The organism is Ruegeria sp. AN6, assembly GCF_056540425.1.
Window position 1 is genome coordinate 742,229 of record NZ_JBQFWR010000001.1, and the last position, 24,940, is coordinate 767,168.

General features: G+C 56.2%; 30 protein-coding genes. 13 read left to right on the forward strand and 17 right to left on the reverse strand.

Features of this window, described 5'->3' with window-relative positions:
* Window positions 1-2: 2 nt before the first annotated feature.
* Together gloA and ACR0MQ_RS03635 are read right to left on the reverse strand one after the other, a co-directional pair.
* Complete coding sequence (gene gloA, locus ACR0MQ_RS03630; RefSeq protein ID WP_480605994.1) at window positions 3-437, reverse strand: lactoylglutathione lyase; 435 nt, start codon at window positions 435-437, stop codon at window positions 3-5.
* A 19-nt stretch (window positions 438-456) separates the two neighbouring features.
* Window positions 457-1,548 (reverse strand): aromatic ring-hydroxylating oxygenase subunit alpha, encoded by a 1,092-nt coding sequence (locus ACR0MQ_RS03635; protein ID WP_480605997.1) that lies wholly within the window; start codon window positions 1,546-1,548, stop codon window positions 457-459.
* Window positions 1,549-2,036: 488 nt separating this feature from the next.
* Between ACR0MQ_RS03635 and ACR0MQ_RS03640 the strand changes: the two genes are divergently transcribed.
* From ACR0MQ_RS03640 to ACR0MQ_RS03665, 6 genes are all read left to right on the forward strand, one after another.
* Entirely contained in the window at window positions 2,037-2,504 is a 468-nt protein-coding gene (locus tag ACR0MQ_RS03640) for an Lrp/AsnC family transcriptional regulator (RefSeq protein ID WP_480606173.1), read from the forward strand.
* A 150-nt stretch (window positions 2,505-2,654) separates the two neighbouring features.
* Window positions 2,655-2,987 carry a hypothetical protein gene (locus ACR0MQ_RS03645; RefSeq protein WP_480606000.1) on the forward strand — a complete coding sequence of 111 codons (333 nt, stop codon included), beginning with the start codon at window positions 2,655-2,657 and terminating at the stop codon, window positions 2,985-2,987.
* 329 nt (window positions 2,988-3,316) lie between these two features.
* Window positions 3,317-3,472, forward strand: coding sequence for a hypothetical protein (locus tag ACR0MQ_RS03650; RefSeq protein WP_010440374.1), 156 nt, complete (start codon window positions 3,317-3,319; stop codon window positions 3,470-3,472).
* Between the two features lie 16 nt (window positions 3,473-3,488).
* Window positions 3,489-5,009, forward strand: coding sequence for an amidophosphoribosyltransferase (gene purF, locus ACR0MQ_RS03655; RefSeq protein ID WP_170773953.1), 1,521 nt, complete (start codon window positions 3,489-3,491; stop codon window positions 5,007-5,009).
* 238 nt (window positions 5,010-5,247) lie between these two features.
* On the forward strand, window positions 5,248-5,496 hold the full coding sequence (locus tag ACR0MQ_RS03660) for a hypothetical protein (RefSeq protein ID WP_029621843.1): 249 nt from the start codon (window positions 5,248-5,250) through the stop codon (window positions 5,494-5,496).
* Between the two features lie 42 nt (window positions 5,497-5,538).
* Entirely contained in the window at window positions 5,539-6,183 is a 645-nt protein-coding gene (locus tag ACR0MQ_RS03665) for an SDR family NAD(P)-dependent oxidoreductase (RefSeq protein WP_170773951.1), read from the forward strand.
* 59 nt (window positions 6,184-6,242) lie between these two features.
* Here ACR0MQ_RS03665 and ACR0MQ_RS03670 read toward each other — a convergent pair whose 3' ends face one another.
* The 4 genes from ACR0MQ_RS03670 to ACR0MQ_RS03685 all read right to left on the reverse strand — a co-directional run bounded on the left by ACR0MQ_RS03670 (window position 6,243) and on the right by ACR0MQ_RS03685 (window position 8,800).
* The gene (locus ACR0MQ_RS03670) at window positions 6,243-7,085 is read right to left on the reverse strand and encodes an ATP-binding protein (protein ID WP_170773949.1); all 843 of its coding nucleotides are present in this window, start codon (window positions 7,083-7,085) and stop codon (window positions 6,243-6,245) included.
* Between the two features lie 114 nt (window positions 7,086-7,199).
* Window positions 7,200-8,123: a twin-arginine translocase subunit TatC gene (tatC, locus tag ACR0MQ_RS03675; protein WP_170773947.1), complete on the reverse strand. Its 924-nt coding sequence runs from the start codon at window positions 8,121-8,123 to the stop codon at window positions 7,200-7,202.
* Window positions 8,120-8,578, reverse strand: a complete 459-nt coding sequence (gene tatB / locus ACR0MQ_RS03680; protein ID WP_170470712.1) for a Sec-independent protein translocase protein TatB — start codon at window positions 8,576-8,578, stop codon at window positions 8,120-8,122. Before tatB ends, tatC begins: the two co-directional genes overlap by 4 nt.
* Window positions 8,579-8,584: 6 nt before the next feature.
* Complete coding sequence (locus ACR0MQ_RS03685; protein WP_010440381.1) at window positions 8,585-8,800, reverse strand: twin-arginine translocase TatA/TatE family subunit; 216 nt, start codon at window positions 8,798-8,800, stop codon at window positions 8,585-8,587.
* A 218-nt stretch (window positions 8,801-9,018) separates the two neighbouring features.
* On the opposite strand from ACR0MQ_RS03685, the gene ACR0MQ_RS03690 reads away from it, so the two are divergent.
* Together ACR0MQ_RS03690 and ACR0MQ_RS03695 are read left to right on the forward strand one after the other, a co-directional pair.
* The gene (locus tag ACR0MQ_RS03690; RefSeq protein ID WP_010440382.1) at window positions 9,019-9,324 is read left to right on the forward strand and encodes a hypothetical protein; all 306 of its coding nucleotides are present in this window, start codon (window positions 9,019-9,021) and stop codon (window positions 9,322-9,324) included.
* A gap of 21 nt (window positions 9,325-9,345) precedes the next feature.
* Entirely contained in the window at window positions 9,346-10,017 is a 672-nt protein-coding gene (locus ACR0MQ_RS03695) for a helix-turn-helix transcriptional regulator (RefSeq protein WP_480606006.1), read from the forward strand.
* Window positions 10,018-10,080: 63 nt separating this feature from the next.
* On the opposite strand, the gene ACR0MQ_RS03700 is transcribed toward ACR0MQ_RS03695, so the two are convergent.
* From ACR0MQ_RS03700 to ACR0MQ_RS03735, 8 genes are all read right to left on the reverse strand, one after another.
* Window positions 10,081-11,244, reverse strand: coding sequence for a peptidoglycan DD-metalloendopeptidase family protein (locus ACR0MQ_RS03700; RefSeq protein WP_480606009.1), 1,164 nt, complete (start codon window positions 11,242-11,244; stop codon window positions 10,081-10,083).
* A gap of 59 nt (window positions 11,245-11,303) precedes the next feature.
* Complete coding sequence (locus ACR0MQ_RS03705; protein ID WP_010440386.1) at window positions 11,304-11,954, reverse strand: protein-L-isoaspartate(D-aspartate) O-methyltransferase; 651 nt, start codon at window positions 11,952-11,954, stop codon at window positions 11,304-11,306.
* Window positions 11,951-12,733: a 5'/3'-nucleotidase SurE gene (gene surE, locus ACR0MQ_RS03710; RefSeq protein ID WP_170470720.1), complete on the reverse strand. Its 783-nt coding sequence runs from the start codon at window positions 12,731-12,733 to the stop codon at window positions 11,951-11,953. The genes ACR0MQ_RS03705 and surE overlap by 4 nt, the downstream gene beginning before the upstream one ends.
* Window positions 12,734-12,851: 118 nt before the next feature.
* Window positions 12,852-13,937 (reverse strand): ABC transporter ATP-binding protein, encoded by a 1,086-nt coding sequence (locus tag ACR0MQ_RS03715; protein WP_170773939.1) that lies wholly within the window; start codon window positions 13,935-13,937, stop codon window positions 12,852-12,854.
* 80 nt (window positions 13,938-14,017) lie between these two features.
* The gene (locus ACR0MQ_RS03720) at window positions 14,018-15,064 is read right to left on the reverse strand and encodes a methyltransferase domain-containing protein (RefSeq protein ID WP_480606013.1); all 1,047 of its coding nucleotides are present in this window, start codon (window positions 15,062-15,064) and stop codon (window positions 14,018-14,020) included.
* A gap of 97 nt (window positions 15,065-15,161) precedes the next feature.
* Window positions 15,162-16,274: a hypothetical protein gene (locus ACR0MQ_RS03725; RefSeq protein WP_480606016.1), complete on the reverse strand. Its 1,113-nt coding sequence runs from the start codon at window positions 16,272-16,274 to the stop codon at window positions 15,162-15,164.
* A gap of 2 nt (window positions 16,275-16,276) precedes the next feature.
* Entirely contained in the window at window positions 16,277-17,056 is a 780-nt protein-coding gene (locus ACR0MQ_RS03730; protein WP_170540158.1) for an SDR family oxidoreductase, read from the reverse strand.
* A gap of 70 nt (window positions 17,057-17,126) precedes the next feature.
* Entirely contained in the window at window positions 17,127-17,489 is a 363-nt protein-coding gene (locus ACR0MQ_RS03735; RefSeq protein ID WP_010440398.1) for a SnoaL-like domain-containing protein, read from the reverse strand.
* 109 nt (window positions 17,490-17,598) lie between these two features.
* Between ACR0MQ_RS03735 and ACR0MQ_RS03740 the strand changes: the two genes are divergently transcribed.
* The 3 genes from ACR0MQ_RS03740 (at window position 17,599) to ACR0MQ_RS03750 (ending at window position 21,686) form a co-directional block, all read left to right on the forward strand.
* Window positions 17,599-19,203, forward strand: coding sequence for a peptide chain release factor 3 (locus tag ACR0MQ_RS03740; RefSeq protein ID WP_480606019.1), 1,605 nt, complete (start codon window positions 17,599-17,601; stop codon window positions 19,201-19,203).
* Between the two features lie 41 nt (window positions 19,204-19,244).
* Window positions 19,245-20,150, forward strand: coding sequence for a glycosyltransferase family 2 protein (locus tag ACR0MQ_RS03745; protein WP_480606022.1), 906 nt, complete (start codon window positions 19,245-19,247; stop codon window positions 20,148-20,150).
* A gap of 183 nt (window positions 20,151-20,333) precedes the next feature.
* Window positions 20,334-21,686, forward strand: a complete 1,353-nt coding sequence (locus ACR0MQ_RS03750) for a DEAD/DEAH box helicase (RefSeq protein ID WP_029621847.1) — start codon at window positions 20,334-20,336, stop codon at window positions 21,684-21,686.
* Here the strand turns inward: ACR0MQ_RS03750 and ACR0MQ_RS03755 are convergent.
* The 3 genes from ACR0MQ_RS03755 to ACR0MQ_RS03765 are packed head-to-tail and all read right to left on the reverse strand — an operon-like array spanning window position 21,683 to window position 23,705.
* Window positions 21,683-22,585: an EamA family transporter gene (locus ACR0MQ_RS03755; RefSeq protein WP_010440406.1), complete on the reverse strand. Its 903-nt coding sequence runs from the start codon at window positions 22,583-22,585 to the stop codon at window positions 21,683-21,685. The two genes, ACR0MQ_RS03750 and ACR0MQ_RS03755, sit on opposite strands and share 4 nt — an antisense overlap.
* Before the next feature lie 21 nt (window positions 22,586-22,606).
* A complete protein-coding gene (locus ACR0MQ_RS03760; RefSeq protein WP_170773928.1) occupies window positions 22,607-23,509 on the reverse strand; it encodes a fatty acid desaturase in 903 nt (300 codons plus the stop codon).
* Complete coding sequence (locus ACR0MQ_RS03765; RefSeq protein WP_010440411.1) at window positions 23,502-23,705, reverse strand: DUF2061 domain-containing protein; 204 nt, start codon at window positions 23,703-23,705, stop codon at window positions 23,502-23,504. The genes ACR0MQ_RS03760 and ACR0MQ_RS03765 overlap by 8 nt, the downstream gene beginning before the upstream one ends.
* A gap of 108 nt (window positions 23,706-23,813) precedes the next feature.
* Here ACR0MQ_RS03765 and ACR0MQ_RS03770 point away from each other — a divergent pair, with 108 nt between their 5' ends.
* On the forward strand, window positions 23,814-24,680 hold the full coding sequence (locus ACR0MQ_RS03770; protein WP_010440414.1) for a helix-turn-helix domain-containing protein: 867 nt from the start codon (window positions 23,814-23,816) through the stop codon (window positions 24,678-24,680).
* A gap of 76 nt (window positions 24,681-24,756) precedes the next feature.
* Window positions 24,757-24,939, forward strand: coding sequence for a hypothetical protein (locus ACR0MQ_RS03775; RefSeq protein WP_010440418.1), 183 nt, complete (start codon window positions 24,757-24,759; stop codon window positions 24,937-24,939).
* Window position 24,940: the final 1 nt, after the last annotated feature.

Genomic DNA, 24,940 nt, shown 5'->3' on the forward strand with positions numbered 1-24,940 from the left:
GGTCAGCCTTCCTGCGCCAAGTGTTTCAGTATGGATTCGTTCAATTCGACCTTGTAACCGTCAGGATCCTCGCAGAAGGCGATGACCCTTGTACCATTTTTCATTGGCCCCGGCGGGCGAGTGATGTTCACACCGGCTGCTGCCAGTTGCTCGCAGGCGGCGTAAACGTCTGGAGTTTCAATGCAGATATGACCCCAACCGTCGCCCTTGTCATAAGGCGTGTCCTGATCCCAATTGGCGGTCAGCTCCAGCGTAGGAAACTCCGCCTCGGGCCCATAACCGATAAACGTGTTGGTGAATTTCCCTTCGGGATAATCCGTGCGCCGCAGCACCTCCATGCCCAAGATTCTGCAATAGAAATCCAGCGACTTCTCCATGTCTGTGACCCGCATCATCGTATGGGCCAGACGAAACCCTTTGGATATGGAGTTGCTCATTGATCTTGTTCCTTCTTACTTATGCGCCGGCCACGTCACGCTCGATCAAATCCTGAAAGGCACGCACGCTATCTTCCCAGGCAGGCGATAACAGGCCCCCATCTTCGGCGACCGGGGATTTGCGGCCCTCAAACATGCGTTCAACCATCTCGTGATCTTCCTTGTGGACGTCCCACCAGAGGTCTCTGAGGGCCTCTATTTCCTCAGCGCTCAACTTTTGGCCTTCAGTGGTGTAAAGCGCTCGGTACTGGCGCATCTTTCCGGGGCCGACGGGCACGTTAAGATAGACGCCCAGCTGATCCGGGAAATAGCGACCCAGAATAAAGTTGGGATACAGCGTCAGATAGCGCGAGCTCACACCCAAGCTGCCGGATGTGCCTAATTCTTCCTCAAGGTCCACTGCGCTACCGATGCAGGTGCCATCAATGATAGTATAGTGATCCTCCAACGGCTGATCTGTCGTCGAGGAATGTACAAACTGGACGTGGTAAGGCTCGATAAAGTTCTCCATTATCAGCTTCCAGTTGGTGTCGATCTCACCAAAATCGAGCAGGCCAATGGGTTCTAATTTGCTGTAATCCATCCCCGACAACTGGTTGATCAATGGCGCGGCATAGTCTTCGAATTCTGACGCGCTCCCATCCAGATTGACGAAAATCCAGTCATGCCAGACATAAGTGCGTACGGGTTTCAGCCGATGCTCTTTGATGTCAAATCCGTCGAACTCTTGCTTGCCGGTGCCTGCAAAATGTGGAGCGGCCCGCAGGCGGCCATCCAGATCATAGGCCCAGGCATGATAGGGGCAGCGGATCAGTTTGCCGACATTCTTGGGCCTGTCGACCAGTGTCATGCAGCGGTGCAGGCAAACATTGTGAAACACCTGAATGTCGCCATCACGACCTCGTACCGCCAGCAGTGGCAAACCAGCACAGGTGATAGGTTGTGCATCGCCTGGGTTACTCATCTGGTGGGCAAATCCAACAAACACCCAGTTCTTGGCCAGAACCGTCTGGCATTCCCGTTGCCAGAACTCCTCGCTGCGATATGCGTCGGCGGTCAGACCATGCTGAGGCCCGCAAGAAGCCTGTGCTTTTCGCTCGGCAATTGTCATTTATCCTCCCTTCGACACTGACACCAGCGTCCGCCGGTCCAACGGCATGCGCATGGATTCACCGTTTCTCGCGGATGGCCTGTTTGCAGGCTCTGTACCGCCGCGACGGGCTTAGATTTTCAATCTACGAATATCGCATTATTTTGGCTATTAAACTTCGATATTCGCTTATGAATTGGAGTATCGAGTAAGAATCAGAAGTGATCTGGTCAAAAAACGGCATTGCGATACGAATTTCGAATATTTTGGTTGCTTTGGCTGTTAGATCCACAAATTCAGCATTAAATTATAGAAATTTCGGCGATCTGGCCTTCGGAAACTGTGGCGAGAAGATCAAAGCATGTCGTTTTCCGCACTTCCTTCCAGAGGATTCCTAAGAGTTAATTGCGGATTTCGATGCGCTCTCTTAACCTTGACTGCGAATACAGCAATCGAGCATCAGGCCTATGTCAGTCAAAAAGCAACCGAACGCGCGTGCCGCCCAGAGCATTCGATCCCCCAAGGATGATTTAAACCAGCAGATCATCCGGCTCTTACAGCAGGATGGTCGGATGGCATTTTCTGAAATTGCGCAGCAACTGGATGTGTCGGAGGGAACTATTCGCAACAGGGTGAGCGGACTGCGAGACAACAACATGCTGCGGATTGTTGCGATGTCGGATCCGGTGGCAACGGAATACACGACTGACGCGATGATTGGCTTGAACGTGGCGACCGGCGTGACCCCAAGACAGGTGGCCGAACGACTTGAAAGAAACCCACGTGTTGTTTTCATCCTGTGGGTCGCAGGTCGTTATGATCTGATTATCGAGTTGGTGAGCGACGATAGCGACGCACTAGAAGATTTTCTGGAACATGAAATCCACGGAAGCAACGATATTGCGAATGCCGACGTCATGCCGGGGCTGAAGAATTTCAAGAACCAGTTCCTCCTAAAGCAGGGTGCAAAGGAGTGATTAGGAAGAAGTCGATCGCTAAAAGTGATAGAGCGAGAGGACTTCAACAAAATTCTTTTTCTAGGTACTCAGCGCTGATCATAGTGCCGGCCCCGACAATAGCCGGTTTTTGAATTTTGCGTTCGATTTTTGCCAAACAAGTCATTTTGAATGTCGAAGCCAGCAGCAAGCAACTGTTTCGCGTTGGCGAGTGGTCATCGAACTAAAGCAAGTGAACAGCCGGTAAGCGCAACAATGCGGATATCAATTGCTGAACTTGGATCACCAGATCTCCCAAAGATCATTCCAGCGTTTGGGCTGGACTCATTTGTAAGAAAAACCTGTCGGAAACGGAAAAACAGCGCGCCTTACAACATTCTCAGCATTAAAATTCGGCGCTCGCATATTCTGTGTCAGATTCATCCAAAATCAAACGAACCCTTCACCGCCGCAGATATTGCAGCGAATGGCTTTCAATCCAAAGCACCCGTCGCAGCGGCTTGAGATTGGTTTGCCATACTGGTCGCGGCTTTTGACGACCATTCCAGATCCTTTGCAAATCTCACAGGGTGCACGGCCTGATCCTCGGCATCGGTGACACCGACGCTTGACGGGCTTTTCCTTGGGATTGTTTTGCTTGTGCTGCCACATGGCTATTTTCCATCCCAAACTATCGGGCATCTGGAGCAGACACCTGACCTAAAGCACAGCACAGGTCGGCTCATTTGTCATCTTAAACCCGCGAGCGGCGCATTTCAGGCCTGCGGCAAATCGCGAATGTGATCCTTTGGTGACACGCGCGGCAATAGGCAGTATGTCGGAGCCGAACCGACATGGAATCGGAGCTGCCGATCTTGCTGTATTTGTTCTATTCTGCATTGGCCGCTTTGGCGCTTGTGCATGCATGCCATACATTCCGGCTGCAACAACCCAATCAGATACGCAGTAGCAGTCGATCCGACCTGAACACCAGCCAGATCAAGTCATAGAAATTGGAGCCCGTGTATGTGTGGGATTTTGGGGATCGCAAGCCGGACACATGATGTCTTTGCGGAAATCTATGACGGGTTGCTGATGCTGCAGCACCGGGGTCAGGACGCCTCGGGGATCGTCACCTACAACGGCGAATTCTTCCGCGAGAAAAAAGCCAATGGTCTGGTCAAGGACGTCTTCAACGCCAGCGATGCTGAAACCCTACTGGGCAAGATCGGCATGGGTCACGTCCGCTATCCCACCGCAGGATCGCTGAGCGCCACCGAGGCCCAGCCTTTCTTTGTGAACGCGCCCTACGGAATTTACCTTGTCCATAACGGCAATATCACCAACACCGAAGAACAGCGCGAAAAAGTGACCGCGAAATACAGCCGTCACCTGCGCACCACTTCGGATTCCGAAGTGTTGCTAAACGTGTTGGCCGACAAGGTAGCGGACGCCATCAAGGTCAATGGCAACGCCGATCCGATCCGCAACTTGTTTGCAGGTGTGAAGATGACCATGGAGCGGGTGCAGGGTGCTTATTCTGTGATCTGTCTGGTCGCCGGTGTTGGTATGCTCGCCTTCCGCGATCCGTATGGTATCCGGCCCCTGTCGGTCGCCAAACGAGAAGCGCCCGGTGACGGTGATGATTTCGCCTTTGCCTCGGAAGACGTAGCGTTTGGCATCAATGGTTTCGACAAATTGCGCGATCTGCGACCCGGTGAGGCGATCCTGATCGATCTCGACGGGAATATGCATGAGTTCCAGGCCGTCGAAGGCAAACTGACGCCCTGCATTTTCGAGTATGTCTATCTGGCACGCCCGGATTCGCTGCTTGATGGCGTGTCGGTATACAAAACTCAGATGCGCATGGGTCAAACACTCGCCAAGCAGATTCAGGATTCGGGGCTAGATATCGACCGGATCATCCCTGTGCCAGATAGCGCCCGCCCCGTCGCACTTGAAGCCGCCAAGATTACCGGCATTCCCTATCGTGAGGGGCTGGTCAAGAACCGCTATGTAGGCCGAACCTTCATCATGCCAGGTCAGGCCGAGCGCCAAAAATCCGTGCGCCGTAAGCTGAACGCCGTGCCGTTGGAATTCGACGGACATAATGTGCTGCTGATCGATGACTCGATCGTGCGCGGCAATACGATCAAGAAGATCGTCCAGATGTGCCGCGAGGCTGGTGCAAAGAAGGTGTACATCGCCAGCGCTTCTCCACCAGTGAAATACCCCAATGTCTACGGAATCGACATGCCCACCAAGGCCGAACTGGTTGCCAATGGTAAAGAGATCGAAGAAATCCGTGAAGAGTTGGGTGCGGATGCGCTGTTCTACCAGAATCTAGACGATCTGATCTGGGCCGCCAAGGAAGGCAATCCCGAGATCGAATCCTTTGACTGTTCGTGCTTTGATGGAAACTACATCACCGGTGTAGATGAGGACTATCTGGACAGTCTTGAAAACAGCAGCCGAGTCAGCAAGAAACGCGAGGATATGCAGGTCGTTGGCGGTTCGTGGAACGCAGCCAAACTGGCGTCGGGCTGATCAGGCGAATCAAATGATAGCGACAGGTCATTTCCCTGAGGTGGGGCGGCAGTCATAGGTCAGAATCCGCCGACAACTCTCTGTTGAACGAGATGCGTTTGCAAAGGGTTGGGCGACCTCGATTAGCGACCTATTGAAAATGGGATTGCAACCCTTTTGGATCGAACGGCCGCATGATACCTGATCGCCGAAAACCACTCACAAGGCAGGGCCCGGGCACACGATCCGGCCACAGATCATGGCAAATTCAACGGTCAAAAGCGCCGCAACGCAAGCGGGTGCGCTAAAGAAAAACTCGGTCTCTGTGCTGGGCATTTTTGGCCCTAAGTCCGAGTTGCGCGCTCTGGTTCGTCTGTCCTCGGGGCGGGTAAAGAAAGTAAAGCCAGGCAGCCGTGTCGCCTCGGGCAAGGTGATCGCCATTGATGAGGAAGGTGTCGTGCTGCGACAAAGCGGCCAGAACCGCAGGATCGACATACCTGGCAGTTGATCCAGACTTGACGCCTTGTGCGCACGGGTTCAAACCCCACCTATGACCGATCAGACCAAAATCGCCCTGATTACTGGGGCCTCACGCGGGCTGGGCGCGGCACTGGCCGAAGCCCTTTCCCCCGAGTATCACATCGTTGCCGTCGCCCGCACCCAAGGCGGACTGGAAGAGCTGGACGATCGCATTCAGGCCAAGGGTGGCTCGGCCACTTTGGCCCCGATGGACATCACCGATCCCAATGCAATGGCGACACTTTGCCGTGGCATTCACGACCGCTGGGGTAAGGTTGACCTTTGGCTGCATACAGCTGTCCATACCTCGGCCCTGACACCAGCAAACTTTGTTGACCCCAAGGAATGGACCAAAGCGGTCAGCACTAACGCGACAGCCACCTCGGTTCTGATTCCCTATGTGTCGCCCCTTTTAGGCGATGCAGGTCACGCGGTGTTCTTTGATGATCCCAAGGCAGGTGAAAAGTTCTATGGCATCTACGGTGCCACCAAAGCCGCGCAAATGGCTTTGGCCCGTAGTTGGGCAGCCGAGACAGCTCGCACAGGTCCACGGGTTACGATCCTTGAACCCGCGCCGATGCCTACAGCGGTGCGTGCACGATTCCATCCCGGTGAAGACCGCGAGGCGCTGACCAGTCCCGCGGATGAGGCGGCGCGGATTGTGGCCGGGTTTTGATTGGCCCTGACGGGCCATGCCTCCGGCGGGGATATTTGTGGCCAGTTGAAGCAGGCGGTTTACGCGATGTGGACACCGTTGCGCCCGGCGAGATCGACAAAGAACTGCCAGGCCACGCGACCTGATCGAGCCCCTCGCGTGGCTTGCCATTCGATGGCCTCGGCGCGCAGGATTTCCTGGTCGATCGTGACGCCATGGGCGGCACAGTAGCGGTCGATCATGGCGAGATATTCGTCCTGATCGCAGGGGTGAAAGCCTAACCACAGGCCGAAGCGGTCCGACAAGGATACCTTTTCTTCAACAGCCTCAGACGGATTAATAGCGCTGGAGCGTTCGTTTTCAATCATGTCGCGCGGCATCAAGTGGCGGCGGTTGGAGGTGGCGTAAAACACGACATTCTCCGGGCGACCTTCGATGCCGCCATCCAGTACAGCCTTAAGCGATTTGTAATGCTGGTCATCGTGGCTGAACGAGAGGTCATCGCAAAACAGAATGAACCGATGACGAGCTGATCTAAGGTGGTTCAGCAGACGCGCGACTGAGGACATGTCTTCCCGTTGTAGTTCGACAAGTTTCAAATCCGGGTGATCTGCTTGCAAAGTGCCGTGCACTGCCTTGACAAGGCTGGATTTTCCCATACCTCGCGCGCCCCAGAGCAGCGCGTTGTTGGCCTTGTACCCAGCCGCGAACCGGCGGGTGTTGTCTAGCAGCGTATCGCGGGATCGGTTGATGCCGACCAACAGATCCAGATCGACGCGGTTAACCTCAGAGACGGGCACCAGCCGGTCCGGATCCACATGCCAGACAAATGCAGGGGCCGTGTTGAAATCGGGTGCGTCCAGCGGCGCGGGCGCCATGCGTTCCAACGCGTCGGCGATACGGTTCAGGGCTTGATCGTCCATCGGCTCCTCCGGGTATTCCGGCGGAGTTGAACCATGTTCCGAACTACACAACAAGGCCCGCGCATGAAAAAGGCGCGCCGAATGTGGACGCGCCTTTTGAAATCAGGATACAGGCTACTTTGTCTCGTCGTAATCCTGCATCATTTCCGCATCCGCCTCGGCCTCTTCATCGTCATAGTAGCCGTCGGCGCGCAGTTGTTCTTCGCGCTTTCTCTCGACGCGGGCGACAAGGAAGATTGACACTTCGTATAGTCCATAGACCACAGTGAACAGGATCAGCTGCGTGATCACATCTGGTGGTGTCACTAAAGCAGCCAGAACCAGAATACCGACCATCGCGTATTTGCGAACGGCACCCAGACCCTCGGCCGAGACCAGCCCAGCCTTGCCCATCAGTGTCAGCAGAACCGGCAACTGAAAGCACAGGCCAAAGGCAAGAATAAACTTTAGCGTAATATCCAGAGATTCATTGACCTTCCCGAAGAAGGTGATTTTCACGCCTTCGGTTGTTTCGGGAACAACAATGATCTCTTCCGGGACATCATCGGCCGCCGGGGCCAGCAGGTTTGCAAAGATCGAACTGACATCCGCGAACCCAAGAAAAAACTGCATTGCCAACGGTGTCACAACAAACTGCGCAAAAGCCGCCCCCAACAGGAACATAAACGGCGATGCGATCAGAAACGGCAGGAAAGCTCCCTTCTCGGACTTGTAAAGCCCAGGAGCTACAAACCGCCACAGCTGATATGAGATCACGGGGAATGCCAGTGCAAACCCGAAGACCATCGATATCCGAAACAGTGTGAACAGGTATTCCTGTGGAGAGGTGTATTGCAGTGTTGGTGACGGATCACCAAGCTCACGCAGGGTCGCCTCGATCGGACGCACTAAGAACTGCAGGATCGGTTCGGCCACTATGAAGGCAAGAACAATCCCCACGATAAAGGCAAGCACCGACCGGATCAGCCGGGTACGAAGCTCGGCTAGATGCTCGATCAGAGGCGCCGAGCTGTCCTCGATCTCGTCGGTTTTAGTCATGACTTGCTTTCAGTTTTCAACGCGGCTTCGGCCTCTTCCGCCTTTGCAAGCGCATCTGCGGCTTCCTTAGCCTTGCGTTCAGCGGCCGCACGGGCCGTGGAGGCTTGGATCTTCTTTGCCTGCTCTGCCCGTTCAGCAGCCAGTTTGCCGGTCTCGCTATCAGGGTCGAACTTGGTCGGGTCAATGGATTTGGCCACGTCACGCGCGGCCTCGTTGATCCCGTCCATCGCGGTACTAACCGGATTAGTCGCCGCGTTCAGGCCCTTCTTGATATCATTGACGCCAGCTTCATCCGCCGCTTCGTTCATCGCAGTGCTGAACTCACGCGCCATACCGCGTGCCTTGCCGACGAACCGCCCGACATTGCGAAACAGCACTGGCAGGTCCTTCGGCCCCACCACGATCAGCGCAACGATGCCGATGACCAGAAGCTCGGTCCAGCCCAGATCAAACATCTAAGCTCAGACCTTGTCTTTGTCGGTCTCAGGGGTGACGTCTTTAGCCAGCTCGGAGGCGTCCTGTTCCAGCTCTTCCGAACCTTCCTTGATGCCTTTCTTGAACGAGGTGATGCCTTTACCCACTTCACCCATCAACGAGCTGATCTTGCCACGTCCAAATAGTACGAGAACCACAACAGCAATGAGCAGGATACCCGGAAGGCCAATATTGTTGAGCATGTCTTGTCTCCTTCTACGTCGGCGCAGCGCGCCGGGAATATGTCTGGCCCCGTGTCTACGCCCGTAAGGGCCATTGCAAAAGTGCGCCAGATCAAATCCGCGTGCGAATTTGAACGGATCGCACATTTTTTGCGGGCTGGCATTTCTCAACTGACAGGTTTATGTCAGTTGTAGTGGCCTAGAAGGACGATATCGAAACTTGGTCAACGGAGAACCAAATGACCCATGTCGCAGAAATCGTCACTTTCACACTTGCCGAGGGCACAAAACCCGAACAGTTCGTGAAACTGAGCCAAGCATCCGAAGCATTTGTCCGCGCCGCCCCCGGCTTTGCCCATCGCCAACTGAGTCAGGGCGAAGATGGACGCTGGACGGATTATGTTGTCTGGGCAGATATGAAATCCGCCAAAGATGCGGCTGCTGCTTTCATGCAACAAGATTTTGCACCCGCTCTGATGGCGGCAATCAATCCCGAAAGCGCTCAGATGCGCCACGAGACCGTACTATGGAACATGACCGCCTAACCGCGGCTCAGACGGCGTGTCATGCGCCGTACTGACCGCCTGTTCGATATCATCCAGATCCTGCGCGACGGCAAGCTGCACCGCGCGCAGGACATAGCGGACCGGCTCGAAGTGTCGGTCCGTACGATCTATCGCGACATGGATACGCTGGTAGCCTCGGGCGTTCCGGTCGAAGGCGAACGCGGCGTGGGTTACATGGTGCGTGAACAGATCACACTGCCCCCGCTGAACCTGACACCCGCCGAGCTTGAGGCTCTGAACCTCGGCATGGCCATCGTGGCTGAAGCCGCCGATCCCGATCTCAAGTCCGCCGCTGAATCTCTGGCCGACAAGATTGACGCCGTACTGCCCACTCAAGTCTTGGCAGAGGCCGACACCTGGAAATTCGCCGTCTACCCGTTTGCCGATGCTGCGCGCGGATTGGCCCACATGGCCCCGATCCGCGCTGCGATCAAATCGCGCCAGAAATTACAACTGAGTTACCGCCGCATTGACGGGATCTTGACCGACCGCACCATCCGCCCGTTGCACATGGAATACTGGGGCCGCGTCTGGACCCTCACCGCATGGTGCGAACTTCGCAATAGCTTCCGCGTCTTCCGCATCGACCTGATCGAGGCCATCACACCCTTGCCAGAGCTCTTTTCAGACGAACCCGGAAAACGGCTGAGCGACTATGACCCCTATGGGTGAACCGACCTTCATCTGGCCACAAATATCCCCGCCGGAGGCATGGCCCGGAACGGGCCATTCAGGTCACTTCAGATAGGGCTCAGGATCAACCGACTCGAACCCCTGACGCACCTCAAAATGCACATAGGCATTATCGCCACCACGCAGCGCGGCGATTTTCTGACCCCGTCGCACCCTGTCACCCTTCTTCACGGTGATATTGTCGACATTGGCGTAGACGGTCAGTAAATCATTGTTGTGCTTGACCACAATGATCGGAACCTGATCGGCGTCTTCCGTAATCGCTGCAACTGTGCCCGCCTCGGCCGCCGTTACAGAAGCACCTGGAGACGCCGCAATGTCGATCCCTTCGTTCTTGCCTTTGGCATAAGTGCGAATGATCCTCCCGTTCACAGGCGCTGCCAATGCTGAACTGCCTGAATTCGTAGGGGCTTCGGCAGTTACATCTGGTGCAGGTGTTGCAGCGGCAACCTTCTCATCCGGCAATGGCTGTGTCGCGCTTGGCGGTGTTGGCGTCGGAGAGCCCTCTCCCGGCTGTGTCACAGCCGTCGCGGTTGCTGCTGGTGCGGCAGCGCGCGGCGCTGCCTGATCCTTGACGGGGATCAGCAGATACTGGTCCTCACGCACGGTGAAATCCGATCCTAACCCGTTCCATTCAGCAAGCGATTCTACAGACACCTGATAGAGACGCGAAATCGTATAGGCGGTTTCGCCTCGTTTTACCTTATGCCGAATGGGCTCTGGCCCGGATGCAGCAGGCGCAGGGGTCGCGGCGGGTTGCGCAGGTTGCAGGGTGGATGTCTGAACCGAACCGGTATCGGGTGCGTCATCAATCGCAGTCCCAGCTATGGTTGCAATATCAACACCACTCGAAGCACCGACTGAACGCGGCAGTGCAAGCACTTCGCCGTCCCGTAGAGAGTCATTCGGCTGCAAACCGTTAAATCGCGCCAGTTCGGCCACTGGCATGCCGATACGGGCAGCGACATCACCAACCGTATCCCCCCTGCGAGCCACTGCCACTTGATAGTTTGGATAGGTTATCACTCCCCGTGCATCCGGCGACGGTCGGCTGGCGGTGGCTGCGAGAGCGGCATCTGTCGTAGAAAACCCGCCAACATTCCCGCGCAAGTCATAGTCGAACGGTCCTTCGCACCCGGCCAGAATTGCCAGCGCGGCCACGCCCGTTACACAACGGCGCATTGCTGAATTGGAAACTGCTCTCATTTTTTTGTCCTCAACACCTGCCCCTGTTCTCCGGGGTTCCGGCGCCTTTTAATATACCTTTACGCTCCGTCTTTTCCCAGCCCCTCAAGCAGAGGCACAAAACGGACCGGCAACAATTCGTCGTAATCCAGACCGGTCTCGGTACGCGTGACCCGGATCAGGGTCTGCACCGCATCCGACTGGCCCACGGGTAACACCATGATACCGCCGATTTTCAACTGCGCCAAGAGTGGCCCCGGAGGATCTTCGGCGGCAGCGGTTACAATGATACGGTCGAACGGTGCCTGTTCGGACAATCCAAAAGAACCATCCGACAGCATCGCCGTCACATTTGTCAGCCCCAACTCACGAAACAGCTCACCAGTTTCACGCACCAGCCGTTTATGGCGTTCAACAGTATAAACCCGGCGCGCCAGTTTGGACAGAATCGCCGCCTGATAACCCGATCCAGTGCCCACCTCCAGAACCGTGTCACGCGGGCGCACTTGCAAAGCTTGTGTCATCAGACCCACAACCGACGGTTGGCTGATGGTCTGACCACAGGCAATCGGCAACGGTGTGTCCTCATAAGCCCGCTGGGCAAACAGGCCCCTCACAAACTGCCCCCTGTCGATTTGCTCCATTGCGGCCAGAACGCGCGCATCAGTGACCCCGCGCGAACGCAGCGCAAATAGGAACTGCATGATGGTTTCAGCGCTTGGTCCTGTCATTCGATGACCTTCAACGCCTCAAGCGTGTCGTGGGCGGTCAGATCGGCTCGCATCGGTGTCACCGAGATATACCCTTCAAGGTTAACGGCGGCATCCGTACCCGGAGCAGTTGGGTTGTGCTGATATCCGCCCTTGATCCACAGGAACCGCCGCCCCGACGGCGAGCTGTGGGGTTCGACCGAGAAATGCGTATCGCGGCGGAAACCCTGCGGTGCTACCCGGGCACCCAGCACTTCATCAGCGGGAACCGGTGGAAAATTTACGTTGTAGAACAGGCGGTAATCGCCCGATTCTGGCGGGGTGGCATCCAAAATGCGCCGAACAAGCCCCGCTCCATAACGGGCTGCTGCCTCAAACGGATCTTCCAGCCCCAAATTGCGCGGGCCAAAATACTGTGACAAGGCAATCGCGGGCAGACCCTGCAGGGCAGCCTCCATCGCCCCACCGATCGTACCGGAATACAAGGTGTTTTCAGCCGAGTTATTGCCCCGGTTCACCCCGGACAACACCAGATCGGGCGGAGCGTCTTTCATCACGTCGTGCAGGCCGGCCAAAACGCAATCCGCGGGAGACCCTTCGGCGGCAAAGCGACGCTCACCCAGTTTGGCCACCATCATCGGGTGGGTATAGCTGATGCAATGACCGACGCCCGATTGCTCAAATGCAGGTGCGACCACCCAAACCTCGCCTTCGGGGCCAGCCAGTTCAGCTGCAATCGCTTCCAGCACGATCAGTCCCGGCGCGTTGATGCCGTCATCATTGGTCAGAAGAATTCGCATGCCCGGTCCACCCCTCGTTTTGCCCTTGATAGACCCGCCTCTGCGCTGCGACAAGCAATGCGCATACGCAATCTGAGGCTTTCACGCACCACTTGGGTGAAAATGCAGGGTCTGAGCGTCAGGCCGAGAACACAAAACACCGGTCGCGGCGAATTGTCAGCCACATGACCCGGCCCTCTTTGGGCACAAACACGTTCGGAACCGTGGCCTTCAGGATCGAGCCATCGTAGTCCATGCGAAACTCGACAAGGCTTTCATTTCCCAGAAATCGAGCACGCTCAACCACGCCTCGGGCTGCAACACCGTCTGTAGGTGTCGGCGCAGGCCCTTTGCCATTGCGGTCGAAATCCAGTTTGACATGCTGGGGCCGGAACACGATTTCAACATCGGTTGCGTCCGGCACACCTGGCGCGAGAAAACGGCCAAACGGAGTATGCGCCAAAGCACCATTAACTTGGGACTTCAACACATTGACATCACTAAAGAATGCAACTGCAGCCTTGTCTGCAGGACGGGTATAGACATTGTACGGCGCCCCTTGCTGCACAATCTTGCCGCGCCGCATCAGCGCGATCTCATCGGCCATCCGCATCGCCTCGTCTGGCTCATGCGTGACCAACAGAACGGCAGCATCCTCTTCCTTAAGGACTGCCAGCGTCTCATCTCGAATACCGTCTCGTAGGCGGTTATCGAGGCCCGAGAACGGCTCATCCATCAACATGATCCGTGGACGTGGTGCAAGCGCCCGCGCCAGAGCCACACGCTGTTGCTCCCCTCCCGACAACTGATGCGGAAATCCATCAATAAACCGCATCAAATCGACTTTGGTCAGCAACTCTTCGACCCGTGCGCGTTTCTGTTCTTTGCTGCCCTTCAGGCCAAACGCGACGTTGTCTGCCACGCTGAGGTGCGGAAACAGGGCAAAATCCTGAAACATCAGCCCAATCTCGCGCCGCTCAGGGGGCACTCGAAACACAGTGTCGCAAATCAATTTGCCATCGACATAAATCTCGCCCGAGGTCTGCATCTCGACGCCAGCGATCATGCGCAAGGTGGTTGACTTGCCACAACCCGACGGCCCCAGCAGACAGGTCACCTGCCCTGCCTGAACGGTCAAGGACACATCATCCACAACCGTCCGCCCAGCAAAGCGCGCAACCAGATTGCGGATTTCCAATCGAGGAGGAGTTGTCGTCACTGTCACCGATGGACCCCGTTGCCTTTCCCGATCAATTCCATCGGGCTTAGGCGGGGATAGCAACCCCGCCCTTCAGGCGCAAGGGATCAGCAACACCCAGTTGACGCAGCTTCGCCCTGTACAACAAACGGGCTATCACCACCGCATCCTTCGAAGATCCCATAGTGGGTTGAGAAATCGCCGATGAATTCGAAATGTCGTGCAAAACGAGTGTCTTGCAACATCATCCATGTATTGCCACAGACCGGGAACACTTTGCCAGCCTCAATCGTGTGGTGATCATCCAGCACAAATTCATGCGGCGCATGCAGCACTGTGCCCTTGTAGATCACAGCCTGACCGTAGTCTTCGCAAGCCGGCTCAAGCTCGGGCAGCTTGAACAGACGGTATGTGGCCGAAATAAAGCTGAGCGGTGCCACCCTTTCCTCCAGAGCAGAGTTCTCGATCGTCAAAGGACGATGCGTGACCCTACGCGGATCACCAAACCCGGCAGCGCGCGACATCGACAGGAAGTCATTCCAATAGAGCGCCCCCGACAAGCACTCACCGTACAGCACCTCATCTTCGGCCATGGCTTTGGGCACCCGGCGGTCGGCATAGACGTCCGAGAAATACATCTCACCGCCTTTTTTCAGCAAACGATGGGCCCCGCGCAGTACAGCAGCCTTGTCAGTCGCCAGATTGATTACGCAGTTCGAGACAATGATATCGAACGATCCCGGTTCTAGGTCCAGCTCATCCAGCTTTTCGATAAAACCGTGATGAAACTCTACATTGCTTTTGGAATGCCCAAATGCCTCAGCGTGATAATCCTGTTGAGCGCGCGCAACATCCAACTGTTCTGGCGTCATGTCGACGCCGACAACACGGCCATTCTCACCAACCATCGCCGACAGAGCATACACATCCCGCCCCGCACCACAGCCCAGATCAAGGATGTGCATTCCTTCCAGATCCAGCGGAGCAATTAGCCCACACCCATAGTAACGTGTCAGCACATCATCATGAATTTGCGATAGAATTTTCTTGACGTGATCCGGCATATCATCCGGGGTACAGCATGCATTTGTTTGCAAATCCGCACTGCCTTGCAGCACTTCGCCATAGTAGTTCTGCACAGCTTCATGCTTCATCGCGGCATTCCTTTTATCACTGGTTGCACTGCAGTTAATGCAGCAAGCCGAACCGTGCAATCCAACACCATCCGATTTGACGATACCGTGACTGCGCTCAGCCCAGCAGTTCGAAATCCACGCCCGTACGCACCCGTCCGTTCACCTGAATCTCTAACCGATGTGGCCCGGGCACCAGTTTGAATGTGGTCGCGTTGCCCTTGAGCTTGTGGCGCTTTGTGACGACCAATCGTCCTTCTTCCAAACTGGTTTGTTTGAACTTGTGAACTTTAGGTGAAACCTTCCCCCCAGGCCTTTGAAAATGTACGATATAATCGATCAACACAGGCTGTCCGTTCGCACCCTTCAATCGCGCTTCGAAATCAAGCGCCTCACCAATCCGAGCCGGACCATTCACCTGAACTTCGACCGCGATATCAGCATCGGGATCATACCCAAGAGCTCTCATCGCGCCCGGGTGCCCAGACTTTACCAGACCCCGCAAAGCGTGCGCTGTCATCCACTGCAACTCTTCCGGATCCTGTTGCTGTTCCTCCTCCCACTTACGCAGTCGTTCCAGCACCAGACCGGGGTCTTTCTTGGTGATGTCATTCAGATGGTTGGCGACTGAACGTGTCACGTACCGCGTCTGATCCCCATGCAGCTGGTCAAGCAACGGCAAAGGATCGGACACGTCCAAGCCAACGGCCTGCCCCCAAGGCAAACGTGGTCGCGTCCCTTCACTGACCAAACGACGCACGTGGTAGCTGGGATGGCAACACCAGTTCTGCATACGCTCAAAAACTTTCTCGGGATGGTGGTTCAGGAAAGGGCGGATCGCCCATTCCATAGAAAAGCGTTGCGTAAGCTCTTCCAAGACGTCCAGCGACAATTCAGGGTGATCCAGCCCGATCGCGCAGACCCAATCGCCCAGAGGCGCAAAAATGAAATCGCCGAAGTCATTATCACTCTGGCCGGGATCAAGCGGCGGCGGCAGCGCATCCAAAATGACCGGGGCAACCGTTGGAAGATCACCCGGAACGGTTTCTTGCAAACATTCTGCAATCCAGGCCATCCGCTCTTTCAATTCCAGCTCAAGCAATCGCGACATTATTCGTGCTTCGAGTGCACCTGCGTCGAAATGAGGGTCAGCTTCCGCGAACAAACCCGCAAGATAGCTTACTTTTTCAGCGTTGAAGAGTTGATCTTTCAGAGAAAAGTTTTGCGCCATGCTTACATCGTCAGATTAGTGCCCCCACCATCCAGCAAAATATTCTGCCCGACGATGAAACCGGCATGTTGTGAACATAAAAACGCGCAAGTCGCCCCGAATTCTTCCCGCGTTCCATAGCGGCGCGCTGGAATGGTCGCGGCGCGCTCTGCCCGTGCATCATCGATCGAGATCCCCTTCTGCGCCGACACGCCGCCATCCAGTGCGTCCGCCCGATCGGTTGCATGGATTCCTGGCAGCAGATTGTTAATTGTTACCCCATGCGGGGCCACCTGACGCGAAGTGCCCGCCACGTATCCGGTCAGACCAGTACGCGCTGCATTTGACAAACCCAAAACAGCGATCGGTGCACGTACGGATTGTGAGGTGATATTCACCACACGGCCCCAGCCTTTATCCATCATTCCCGGAAGCAGAGCCTTCATGAACGCAATCGGTGTCAGCATGTTTGCATCCAGCGCTTTGATGAAGTCGTCGCGTTCCCAATCAGACCAAAGCCCCGGAGGTGGCCCACCTGCGTTTGTAACAAGGATATCAACTCCCTGCGCGGCGTTTATCACCTCAGCCTGACCCTCAGATGTAGTGACGTCACAAGCGACGGTCTGTACGGCAACGCCATATGACGACCGTAAACGCGTTGCCTCGGCTTCCAGCGCCTCAGCCCCGCGTGCGTTCATCACCAGGTCGACACCGGCTTCGGCCAACGCCTCGGCGCAGCCCAGACCCAAACCTTTGCTGCTGGCGCAAACCAACGCACGTTTTCCACGAATTCCAAGATCCATTCTGACCCTCCCTATCTTTGCCCTCATTTAGCATCGGCCCGACAAGGAAGGCCAGAAACGGATCAGTGGCTCAATAGAAGAACTCTTCCCGCACGATCTTGCCGTCGGCGACGTGATAAACAGCAACTTCGCGCATATCAAAGCTCTCACCAGACTCCTTCACCTTGCCCTGAACTTCGAAGATGACGGCAAAGCGGTCTTCGCCATGCGGGAACGGATCACTCACCGACGCGCCTGAAACCTCGTGTGCGCCTTCCCACCACTCATGTTTGCCTCGTATTGCGTCACGGCCATGAGTTTCACGCCCCATGCCCATTGCATCCGCAGCCTCGACCGAGACAGCATCCGCTGCGTAAAGCTTGTCCAGATTTTCTTTGGCTCGGTTTTCTCGGCAACCCGCAACCAATTCGTCTGCGATTTCTTTCAAATTCATTGGTCCACTCCATATTTTGTTCACTATATGTTCTTATTGCCATACCCCCACGATTCGAACCACCCCCTTTGTCTTGCCTCGGCAGGATTCCCCGCCTATACGCGCGTTTATGCTTGATACCTCGAACCAACCCTCCCTGCCGCCCGAGATTGCCCGACGCCGGACATTCGCGATCATCTCGCACCCGGATGCAGGCAAAACGACGCTGACTGAAAAGTTCCTGCTGTACGGCGGTGCGATCCAGATGGCCGGACAGGTCCGCGCCAAAGGTGAGGCGCGGCGCACGCGGTCGGACTTCATGCAGATGGAGAAGGATCGGGGTATCTCGGTCTCGGCCTCTGCGATGTCGTTCGACTATGGCGATTTCCGGTTCAATCTGGTGGACACGCCCGGCCACAGCGATTTTTCGGAAGACACCTATCGCACCCTGACTGCCGTGGACGCGGCGGTGATGGTGATCGACGGTGCAAAGGGCGTGGAAAGCCAGACGCAAAAGCTTTTCGAGGTTTGCCGCCTGCGCGATCTGCCGATCCTGACCTTCTGTAACAAGATGGATCGCGAAAGCCGCGATACGTTCGAGATCATCGACGAAATTCAGGAAATGCTGGCCATCGATGTCACACCTGCATCATGGCCGATTGGCGTGGGTCGCGATTTCATCGGCTGCTATGACATGCTGCGCGACCGGCTGGAGCTGATGGACCGCGCCGACCGTAACAAGGTGGCCGAGAGCATTCAGATCGACGGGCTGGACGATCCAAAACTGGCCGAGCACGTCCCCGAACATCTGCTGGACAAGCTGCTGGAAGAGGTCGAGATGGCGCGCGAATTGCTGCCCAAGCTTGACCCGCAGGCGGTTTTGGAGGGGCACATGACCCCGATCTGGTTCGGCTCGGCGATCAACTCGTTTGGCGTCAAGGAACTGATGGAAGGCATCGGCGCTTATGGCCCGCAACCTCAGGTTCAGTCGGCTGAACCGCGTCAGATCGCGCCCGATGAAAAGAAAGTCGCCGGTTTTGTTTTCAAGGTGCAGGCCAACATGGACCCCAAGCACCGCGACCGGGTGGCCTTTGTTCGCATGGCGTCGGGCCATTTCAAACGTGGCATGAAGCTGACCCATGTGCGGTCAAAGAAGCCGATGGCAATCTCGAACCCTGTGCTGTTCCTCGCTTCTGACCGCGAATTGGCCGAAGAGGCTTGGGCCGGTGATATCATCGGCATTCCCAACCATGGCCAGTTGCGCATCGGTGACACGCTTACCGAAGGCGAAGCGATCCGCGTGACTGGCATCCCTTCCTTCGCACCGGAATTGCTGCAAACGGTGCGCGCGGGTGATCCAATGAAAGCCAAGCATCTGGAAAAAGCCCTGATGCAGTTTGCCGAGGAAGGCGCGGCCAAGGTCTTTAAACCCTCGATCGGCTCAGGCTTTATCGTCGGGGTTGTCGGTGCGCTGCAATTCGAAGTGCTCGCCAGTAGGATCGAGATGGAATACGGTCTCCCTGTGCGGTTTGAGGCGTCTCAATTCACCTCGGCCCGCTGGGTCAGCGGTGACAAGCCCGAGGTCGACAAATTCGTTAACGCCAACAAACAGCACATCGCGCATGACCATGACGGCGACATCGTCTATCTGACGCGTCTGCAATGGGATATTGACCGGGTGGTTCGTGACTATCCAGCGCTGAACCTGACCGCGACGAAGGAAATGATGACCTGACGGATTCCGCGGCCAATCCAGATAAGACCACATGGGGGATTGTGTCCACGATCCGCGCCCCGCGTGAAGATATTCTGCGCTTTGCCGCCCACCACCTCGATATCGGCGCGGACCGGATTCACATCTTTCTGGATGAGCCGGTCCAAGGCGACATCACCGCCCTGCGCGAACACCCCCGGATCCGGGTGCGTACTTGCGATGCGGCGTTCTGGAAACGACGCGGGCGCGAGAGGCCGGACAAACATCAGGTCCGGCAATCGTCGAATGCCAATTTGATCTATAATCGGACCGATCTGGACTGGGTCGCGCATATCGACGTCGACGAGTTCCTTTGGCCGATGTCCCCGATCCCAGATCTGCTGAGCCAAATTCCGGATGACACCCCCGCCGTCCGCGTCCGCCCGATAGAGGCTCTGGCGGGGGGCGAGGACCTCTACAAAGCCTTCATTCCCGAAGGAAAGAACAGACAGGCGCTGGTCGAGTCGCTCTACCCCAAATTCGGCGCTTATGTTCTGGCCGGTTTCATGAGCCACATTCAGGGCAAACTGTTCGTGCGCAGTGGCCTCAAGAAACTGAGCGACCGCATCCACAATCTTTATCAGCACGGCGAATTTCTACCGGTCAGAATAGAACTGCCGCAGATCGATCTCTGCCACCGCCACGCCCCGGATTGGGAGCATTGGCTGGCGCATTACCGCTTCCGCCTTGAACGCGGCTCGTACCAGGCCAGCCCGGATCGCCCGCGAAAGATCGGCGCGCTCGACAGGTTCGAATTGTTCACACTTCTGGAAGCCGAATACGGGCTAGATGGTCTTAAGGAATTCTATGATGAAATCAGTGCCGCTGACCCTGAGGTTCTAGAACGGCTTGAAGATAATGACATGATGCGCCACCGCCCGCTGGATCTGGACCGGAAAGTCGCGAAACACTTTCCCGGAAGCATCTGAATTGTTGCGGAAATCCCTGTTATCGGCGGATATGGAACAGGTTAAGTCGACTTCATTTGACCCTGCCCCACGTTTTTGTTATGCCCGCGCCACAGCCGAAACGCGCATGAGGCGCATGGCCATCCGGGCCCGGCATATTCTGACGCGCGGGCCAGGTCGAGTGTCCGCATGAACCGGACATACATGACAAAATTTAACGAACTGAACCTGAACCCGAAGGTCCTCAAAGCCATTGAGGAAGCCGGATACGAAACTCCGACCCCGATCCAGGAAGGCGCAATTCCAGCCGCACTGGAAGGGCGCGATGTTCTTGGGATCGCCCAGACTGGCACCGGCAAAACCGCCAGCTTCACCCTGCCGATGATCACTCTGTTGGCCCGTGGGCGTGCCCGCGCACGTATGCCTCGCTCGCTAGTGCTGTGCCCGACTCGGGAACTGGCGGCACAGGTGGCCGAAAATTTCGACACCTACGCCAAGCACCTTAAGCTGACCAAAGCGCTGCTGATCGGTGGCGTTTCGTTCAAGGAACAAGATGCCCTGATCGATCGCGGTGTTGACGTGTTGATCGCCACTCCGGGCCGTCTGCTGGACCATTTCGAGCGTGGCAAGCTGCTGCTGACCGGCGTTCAGATCATGGTGGTGGACGAAGCCGACCGGATGCTCGATATGGGTTTCATCCCTGATATCGAACGCATCTTTTCACTAACGCCATTTACCCGCCAGACCCTGTTCTTCTCGGCCACCATGGCGCCCGAGATCGAACGGATCACCGACACGTTCCTTTCTGCACCGACCCGGGTCGAAGTTGCGCGTCAGGCCACTGCCTCGGAAACCATCGAACAGGGAGTGGTGATGTTCAAAGGCGGTCGCCGGGATCGTGAGGCCAGCCAGAAACGCAAAACCCTGCGCGCTCTGATCGATTCCGAAGGTGAAAAGTGCACCAACGCTATTATCTTCTGCAACCGCAAAACAGATGTAGATATTTGCGCCAAATCGCTGAAGAAATACGGCTATAACGCTGCCGCGATCCATGGTGATCTAGACCAGTCGCAGCGAATGAAAACACTGGACGGGTTCCGCGATGGATCGTTGCGGTTGCTTGTTGCATCAGACGTCGCGGCGCGGGGCCTGGATATCCCCTCGGTCAGCCATGTGTTCAACTTCGACGTTCCCGGCCATGCCGAGGATTACGTCCACCGCATCGGCCGCACTGGTCGCGCCGGGCGCGAAGGCAAGGCAATCACGATTTGCTCGGGCCGCGATGAAAAGGCTCTGGCCGCGATTGAAAGCCTGATCCAAAAAGACATTCCGCGCATCGACAATCCGGTTAAGGCCGATGAGCCGAAGCCAGACGCGCCGAAGCCCGAGAAAAAGGCCAAAACCTCGGAAAGCAAGAAAAGCGAAAGCCGTAAAGAGCGTGAGCCGAAATCCCGTGGCCGTAGTCGTCGCGAAGATGGCGGGCCAGCAGTTGTGGGCATGGGCGATCACCTACCCAGCTTTATTGCGCTCAGCTTTGATGAGCGTCGCGCTGGCTAGATCGTCAGCACAAGCGCCAGTATCGACAGGCCAAGTAATGTCATCCCGGCGACCTCTCGCCGGGTAATGGTTTCGCGGAAAAACAGCAGCGATGCGAACAGGCTGAGGATCAGTTCGATCTGACCCAGCGCCTTCACATAGGCCGCGTTCTGTAGTGTAAATGCAAAGAACCAGCAGAACGAACCGCATAGGCTGGTCAGACCTACGAAGATCCCGGTCTGACGGGTTTCCCACACTGCGCGCAGCTCGGCCCGGTCTCGCCACAGCAGCCATAGCCACATGCTGAGGAACTGGAACGTGACCACCGCAGCCAGCGTCACCAGTGCCCGGAACCACGCGTCGATATCGCCCAGTTGCAGTGAAGCACCACGATAGCTGACAGAGGAAAAGGCGAACAATACGCCTGAGCCCAGACCAAGGCGCGAGGCTTTGTTTGTTAGATGTTGCCACCAAGCCCCGGTGCCTCCGGGTGTTTTTGACAGCAGCAGAACGGCCAGCAATCCAAGCAGAATTGCTCCAAGCGCCCCGGTTGACACCTGATCGCCGAGGATGAGGAACCCAACGATAGCAGTTTGAATAACCTCGGTTTTCTTGAACGTAATCCCAACTGCAAAGTTACGCTGCTTGAACAGCGCCACCACGCAGATCGTGGCCAATATCTGCGAGGTCCCGCCGATTACCGCAAAGATCCAGAACTTCGTCGTCAACGCTGGTAATTCGTACCCTGTCGCGCCCAAGGCTATAATAAGCCCCAGCAAGGCCAACGGCATCGAATAGGCAAATCGTGCAAATGTCGCCCCGGCAGCCGTAAGTTTCGCACTGCTCAGCGATTTCTGCAGCATGAACCGCACCGTCTGGAACGATGCGGCTGCGATGGTGACGGGAATCCATAAACTCATGGTTTCCCTTCTGTCGTTAAATCAAGGCTTTGGCCAGAGCGGATGCGCCACCGGATCCTTGGCGCGCCAGAAATATTCCCGAAATATCTGCGCATATGAACGGTATACATAGGCCTCGTTACAAGCCAGATAGCGCTCTTTTCCTGCACGGTAGAGTGTCGGCAAACGGTACCACGGCGCGGCTGGATTCATATGATGAACGACGTGCAGATTGTTGTTAAGAAACAGAAATGCAAGGATGCCACGGTCTTCAACAATCACGGTCCGGGCACGGGATTTCTCATGGGCGCGATGCTCCAGGAATGTGCGGATCTTGACCAGACCCAGCCCGATATAGGCAGATAAGGCAAAGGCCCAAATCGGCATTTGCGAAAATGTGACGATCCAAAGCACCGCAACAACGCCGGGCAAATGTAACGCCCATGCCAACAGAATCTCCCGATCCCCGTGCAATGCACCTCGTATTTCATCCCTCAGGAACGCAATCTGCCCAATTGCAGGCCCCAGAACCATCCGCCCAAGCAGAGTATTGTTCACCTGATACATCCGCCTCTGCCAACCGGCCAGAGACGCCCAGACCTGCGGGTCAAGATAGTTGGTCTCAGGGTCATCGTAAGGATCGGTCAGGTTCGCATCACAGTGATGCGCCAGATGCAGGTCCCGAAACCGATTGTATGGAATGAACAAGGTCAGCGGCAGTGCCATCAGCGCCTCATTTAGCCATTTCTGGCGAAAGGGATGCCCGTGCAGCGCCTCATGGGTCAGCGAGGAATGCAAAGCGGCCACCAGCCCCATGACTGGGATTGCCAGCCAAAGAGACACATCAGCCAGCCAGAAGATCACGCCAAGCCAAACGGAATAACACGCGAGGATCAGGGCAAATGTCGCCCACTCGGGCGATTTGGGTGTGGTGGGATCAGCCATTGCGGCCCCACGAAATCCCGGCCCATACGCGTTCGTAAATCACGTACATCGTCAGACCAATGGCCGTGTTGACCAGAGCAACCATTCCCCCAAGCGCTGCCGAGCCTGTAGCGATCAAACCAACCAGCGTCATCATTGCCAGTCCCATCGCATTCCACACCAGCGCTTTCACGACCGACCTGCGTCGCGTTTCCATTCCAGACCCCATTCTTGTTTTTGTAACACCAGCGTTACAGACACATCCAAGGGTCGGGAATTCTGAATATGATTAACAATTCACAACATAGGTGATATAAATCACCATATGATTGAAAAAATCGACAAACGGGATCGTGCCTCGCAGTTCCGGCAGCGCCTGGCCAGGGCGATGCAAGATCGCGACGTCAGTCAGAGTGCGCTGGCACGTAGCATCGGTGTTGACCGATCAACTGTCTCACAATTGCTGACCGGAGCAGGCGCACGCCTGCCTAATGCGCATGTGGTTGGCAGCTGCGCCTCGGCGCTCGGGGTATCCGCCGACTGGTTGTTGGGCCTCTCCAACCGACCTGAAAGCGCGGCGGAATTGCTGGCCAGCTCCCTTACGCTGACTGAGGCTGCGCGAGCGCTTGTAGATGAGCGAATCTTTGAATGGCACCAAGAAGCCGCCGGCTACAAAATACGTTATGTCCCCGCCACCCTGCCCGACATGCTCAAGACCCGTGCAGTTTTGGAATGGGAATACGCTCCGCATTTGGGCCGTACTGCGGATCAAGCCATTGGCGCTTCGGCGGACCGGCTGGCCTGGATGCGTAGCGCACAGTCCGATTATGAAATTGCGATGCCGCTTTATGAGCTCCACAGCTTTGCTCATGCCACCGGATACTACGAGGGGCTGCCCCTGCAGGTCCGGCTGGATCAGATCGACCATCTGCTAAGCCTATGCAAACAGCTCTACCCCCGCCTTCGCATCTATCTATTTGATGCCAAACGGCTTTACTCTGCACCGGTCACTATATTCGGTCCGCTTCTATGTGTATTCTATGCTGGAAGCCACTATATGGCCTTCCGCGACCGCGACCGGATTGAGGTGTTCACTCTTCATTTCGATCGGCTTGTGCGCGAGGCGGAGATGACCGCCCGTGATTTCCCAACGCATTTGCAGCAATTGCGTGCCGAAATTACACAGACATGACCTGAGGGATATCTTGTTGTATAGTCACTTGGCGCGAACCCATAGACATTCCGATCTGAGATGGAGGATGACGGGAATGGACGCACTCAAAACCGCAGAATACGCACGTGCCCTTTACACGGCTCATGGAGATCGGGCCGAGGCCGAAGCTGCGCAGAAAATGCGCGAAAGCCAAGCCGCCGGAAACCAGCAGGAGGCGCAGGACTGGAAAGCCGTCCGCAGCGCCATCCGCCAGATCCGCGGCCCCAATCAGGGCTGAT

What these genes read in the sequence shown, in the direction of transcription:
- ACR0MQ_RS03665 (WP_170773951.1), top strand. Translation starts at nt 5,539, where the DNA reads ATGACCGATCAGACCAAAATCGCCCTGATTACTGGGGCCTCACGCGGG.
- ACR0MQ_RS03635 (WP_480605997.1), bottom strand. Translation starts at nt 1,548, where the DNA reads ATGACAATTGCCGAGCGAAAAGCACAGGCTTCTTGCGGGCCTCAGCAT.
- ACR0MQ_RS03685 (WP_010440381.1), bottom strand. Translation starts at nt 8,800, where the DNA reads ATGCTCAACAATATTGGCCTTCCGGGTATCCTGCTCATTGCTGTTGTG.
- ACR0MQ_RS03740 (WP_480606019.1), top strand. Translation starts at nt 17,599, where the DNA reads ATGCTTGATACCTCGAACCAACCCTCCCTGCCGCCCGAGATTGCCCGA.
- ACR0MQ_RS03650 (WP_010440374.1), top strand. Translation starts at nt 3,317, where the DNA reads ATGGAATCGGAGCTGCCGATCTTGCTGTATTTGTTCTATTCTGCATTG.
- ACR0MQ_RS03705 (WP_010440386.1), bottom strand. Translation starts at nt 11,954, where the DNA reads ATGACAGGACCAAGCGCTGAAACCATCATGCAGTTCCTATTTGCGCTG.
- surE (WP_170470720.1), bottom strand. Translation starts at nt 12,733, where the DNA reads ATGCGAATTCTTCTGACCAATGATGACGGCATCAACGCGCCGGGACTG.
- ACR0MQ_RS03730 (WP_170540158.1), bottom strand. Translation starts at nt 17,056, where the DNA reads ATGGATCTTGGAATTCGTGGAAAACGTGCGTTGGTTTGCGCCAGCAGC.
- tatC (WP_170773947.1), bottom strand. Translation starts at nt 8,123, where the DNA reads ATGACTAAAACCGACGAGATCGAGGACAGCTCGGCGCCTCTGATCGAG.
- gloA (WP_480605994.1), bottom strand. Translation starts at nt 437, where the DNA reads ATGAGCAACTCCATATCCAAAGGGTTTCGTCTGGCCCATACGATGATG.
- ACR0MQ_RS03720 (WP_480606013.1), bottom strand. Translation starts at nt 15,064, where the DNA reads ATGAAGCATGAAGCTGTGCAGAACTACTATGGCGAAGTGCTGCAAGGC.
- ACR0MQ_RS03760 (WP_170773928.1), bottom strand. Translation starts at nt 23,509, where the DNA reads ATGGCTGATCCCACCACACCCAAATCGCCCGAGTGGGCGACATTTGCC.
- ACR0MQ_RS03660 (WP_029621843.1), top strand. Translation starts at nt 5,248, where the DNA reads ATGGCAAATTCAACGGTCAAAAGCGCCGCAACGCAAGCGGGTGCGCTA.
- ACR0MQ_RS03750 (WP_029621847.1), top strand. Translation starts at nt 20,334, where the DNA reads ATGACAAAATTTAACGAACTGAACCTGAACCCGAAGGTCCTCAAAGCC.
- ACR0MQ_RS03645 (WP_480606000.1), top strand. Translation starts at nt 2,655, where the DNA reads ATGTCGAAGCCAGCAGCAAGCAACTGTTTCGCGTTGGCGAGTGGTCAT.
- ACR0MQ_RS03690 (WP_010440382.1), top strand. Translation starts at nt 9,019, where the DNA reads ATGACCCATGTCGCAGAAATCGTCACTTTCACACTTGCCGAGGGCACA.
- ACR0MQ_RS03755 (WP_010440406.1), bottom strand. Translation starts at nt 22,585, where the DNA reads ATGAGTTTATGGATTCCCGTCACCATCGCAGCCGCATCGTTCCAGACG.
- ACR0MQ_RS03770 (WP_010440414.1), top strand. Translation starts at nt 23,814, where the DNA reads ATGATTGAAAAAATCGACAAACGGGATCGTGCCTCGCAGTTCCGGCAG.
- ACR0MQ_RS03700 (WP_480606009.1), bottom strand. Translation starts at nt 11,244, where the DNA reads ATGAGAGCAGTTTCCAATTCAGCAATGCGCCGTTGTGTAACGGGCGTG.
- purF (WP_170773953.1), top strand. Translation starts at nt 3,489, where the DNA reads ATGTGTGGGATTTTGGGGATCGCAAGCCGGACACATGATGTCTTTGCG.
- ACR0MQ_RS03735 (WP_010440398.1), bottom strand. Translation starts at nt 17,489, where the DNA reads ATGAATTTGAAAGAAATCGCAGACGAATTGGTTGCGGGTTGCCGAGAA.
- ACR0MQ_RS03775 (WP_010440418.1), top strand. Translation starts at nt 24,757, where the DNA reads ATGGACGCACTCAAAACCGCAGAATACGCACGTGCCCTTTACACGGCT.
- ACR0MQ_RS03765 (WP_010440411.1), bottom strand. Translation starts at nt 23,705, where the DNA reads ATGGAAACGCGACGCAGGTCGGTCGTGAAAGCGCTGGTGTGGAATGCG.
- ACR0MQ_RS03670 (WP_170773949.1), bottom strand. Translation starts at nt 7,085, where the DNA reads ATGGACGATCAAGCCCTGAACCGTATCGCCGACGCGTTGGAACGCATG.
- ACR0MQ_RS03695 (WP_480606006.1), top strand. Translation starts at nt 9,346, where the DNA reads ATGCGCCGTACTGACCGCCTGTTCGATATCATCCAGATCCTGCGCGAC.
- tatB (WP_170470712.1), bottom strand. Translation starts at nt 8,578, where the DNA reads ATGTTTGATCTGGGCTGGACCGAGCTTCTGGTCATCGGCATCGTTGCG.
- ACR0MQ_RS03725 (WP_480606016.1), bottom strand. Translation starts at nt 16,274, where the DNA reads ATGGCGCAAAACTTTTCTCTGAAAGATCAACTCTTCAACGCTGAAAAA.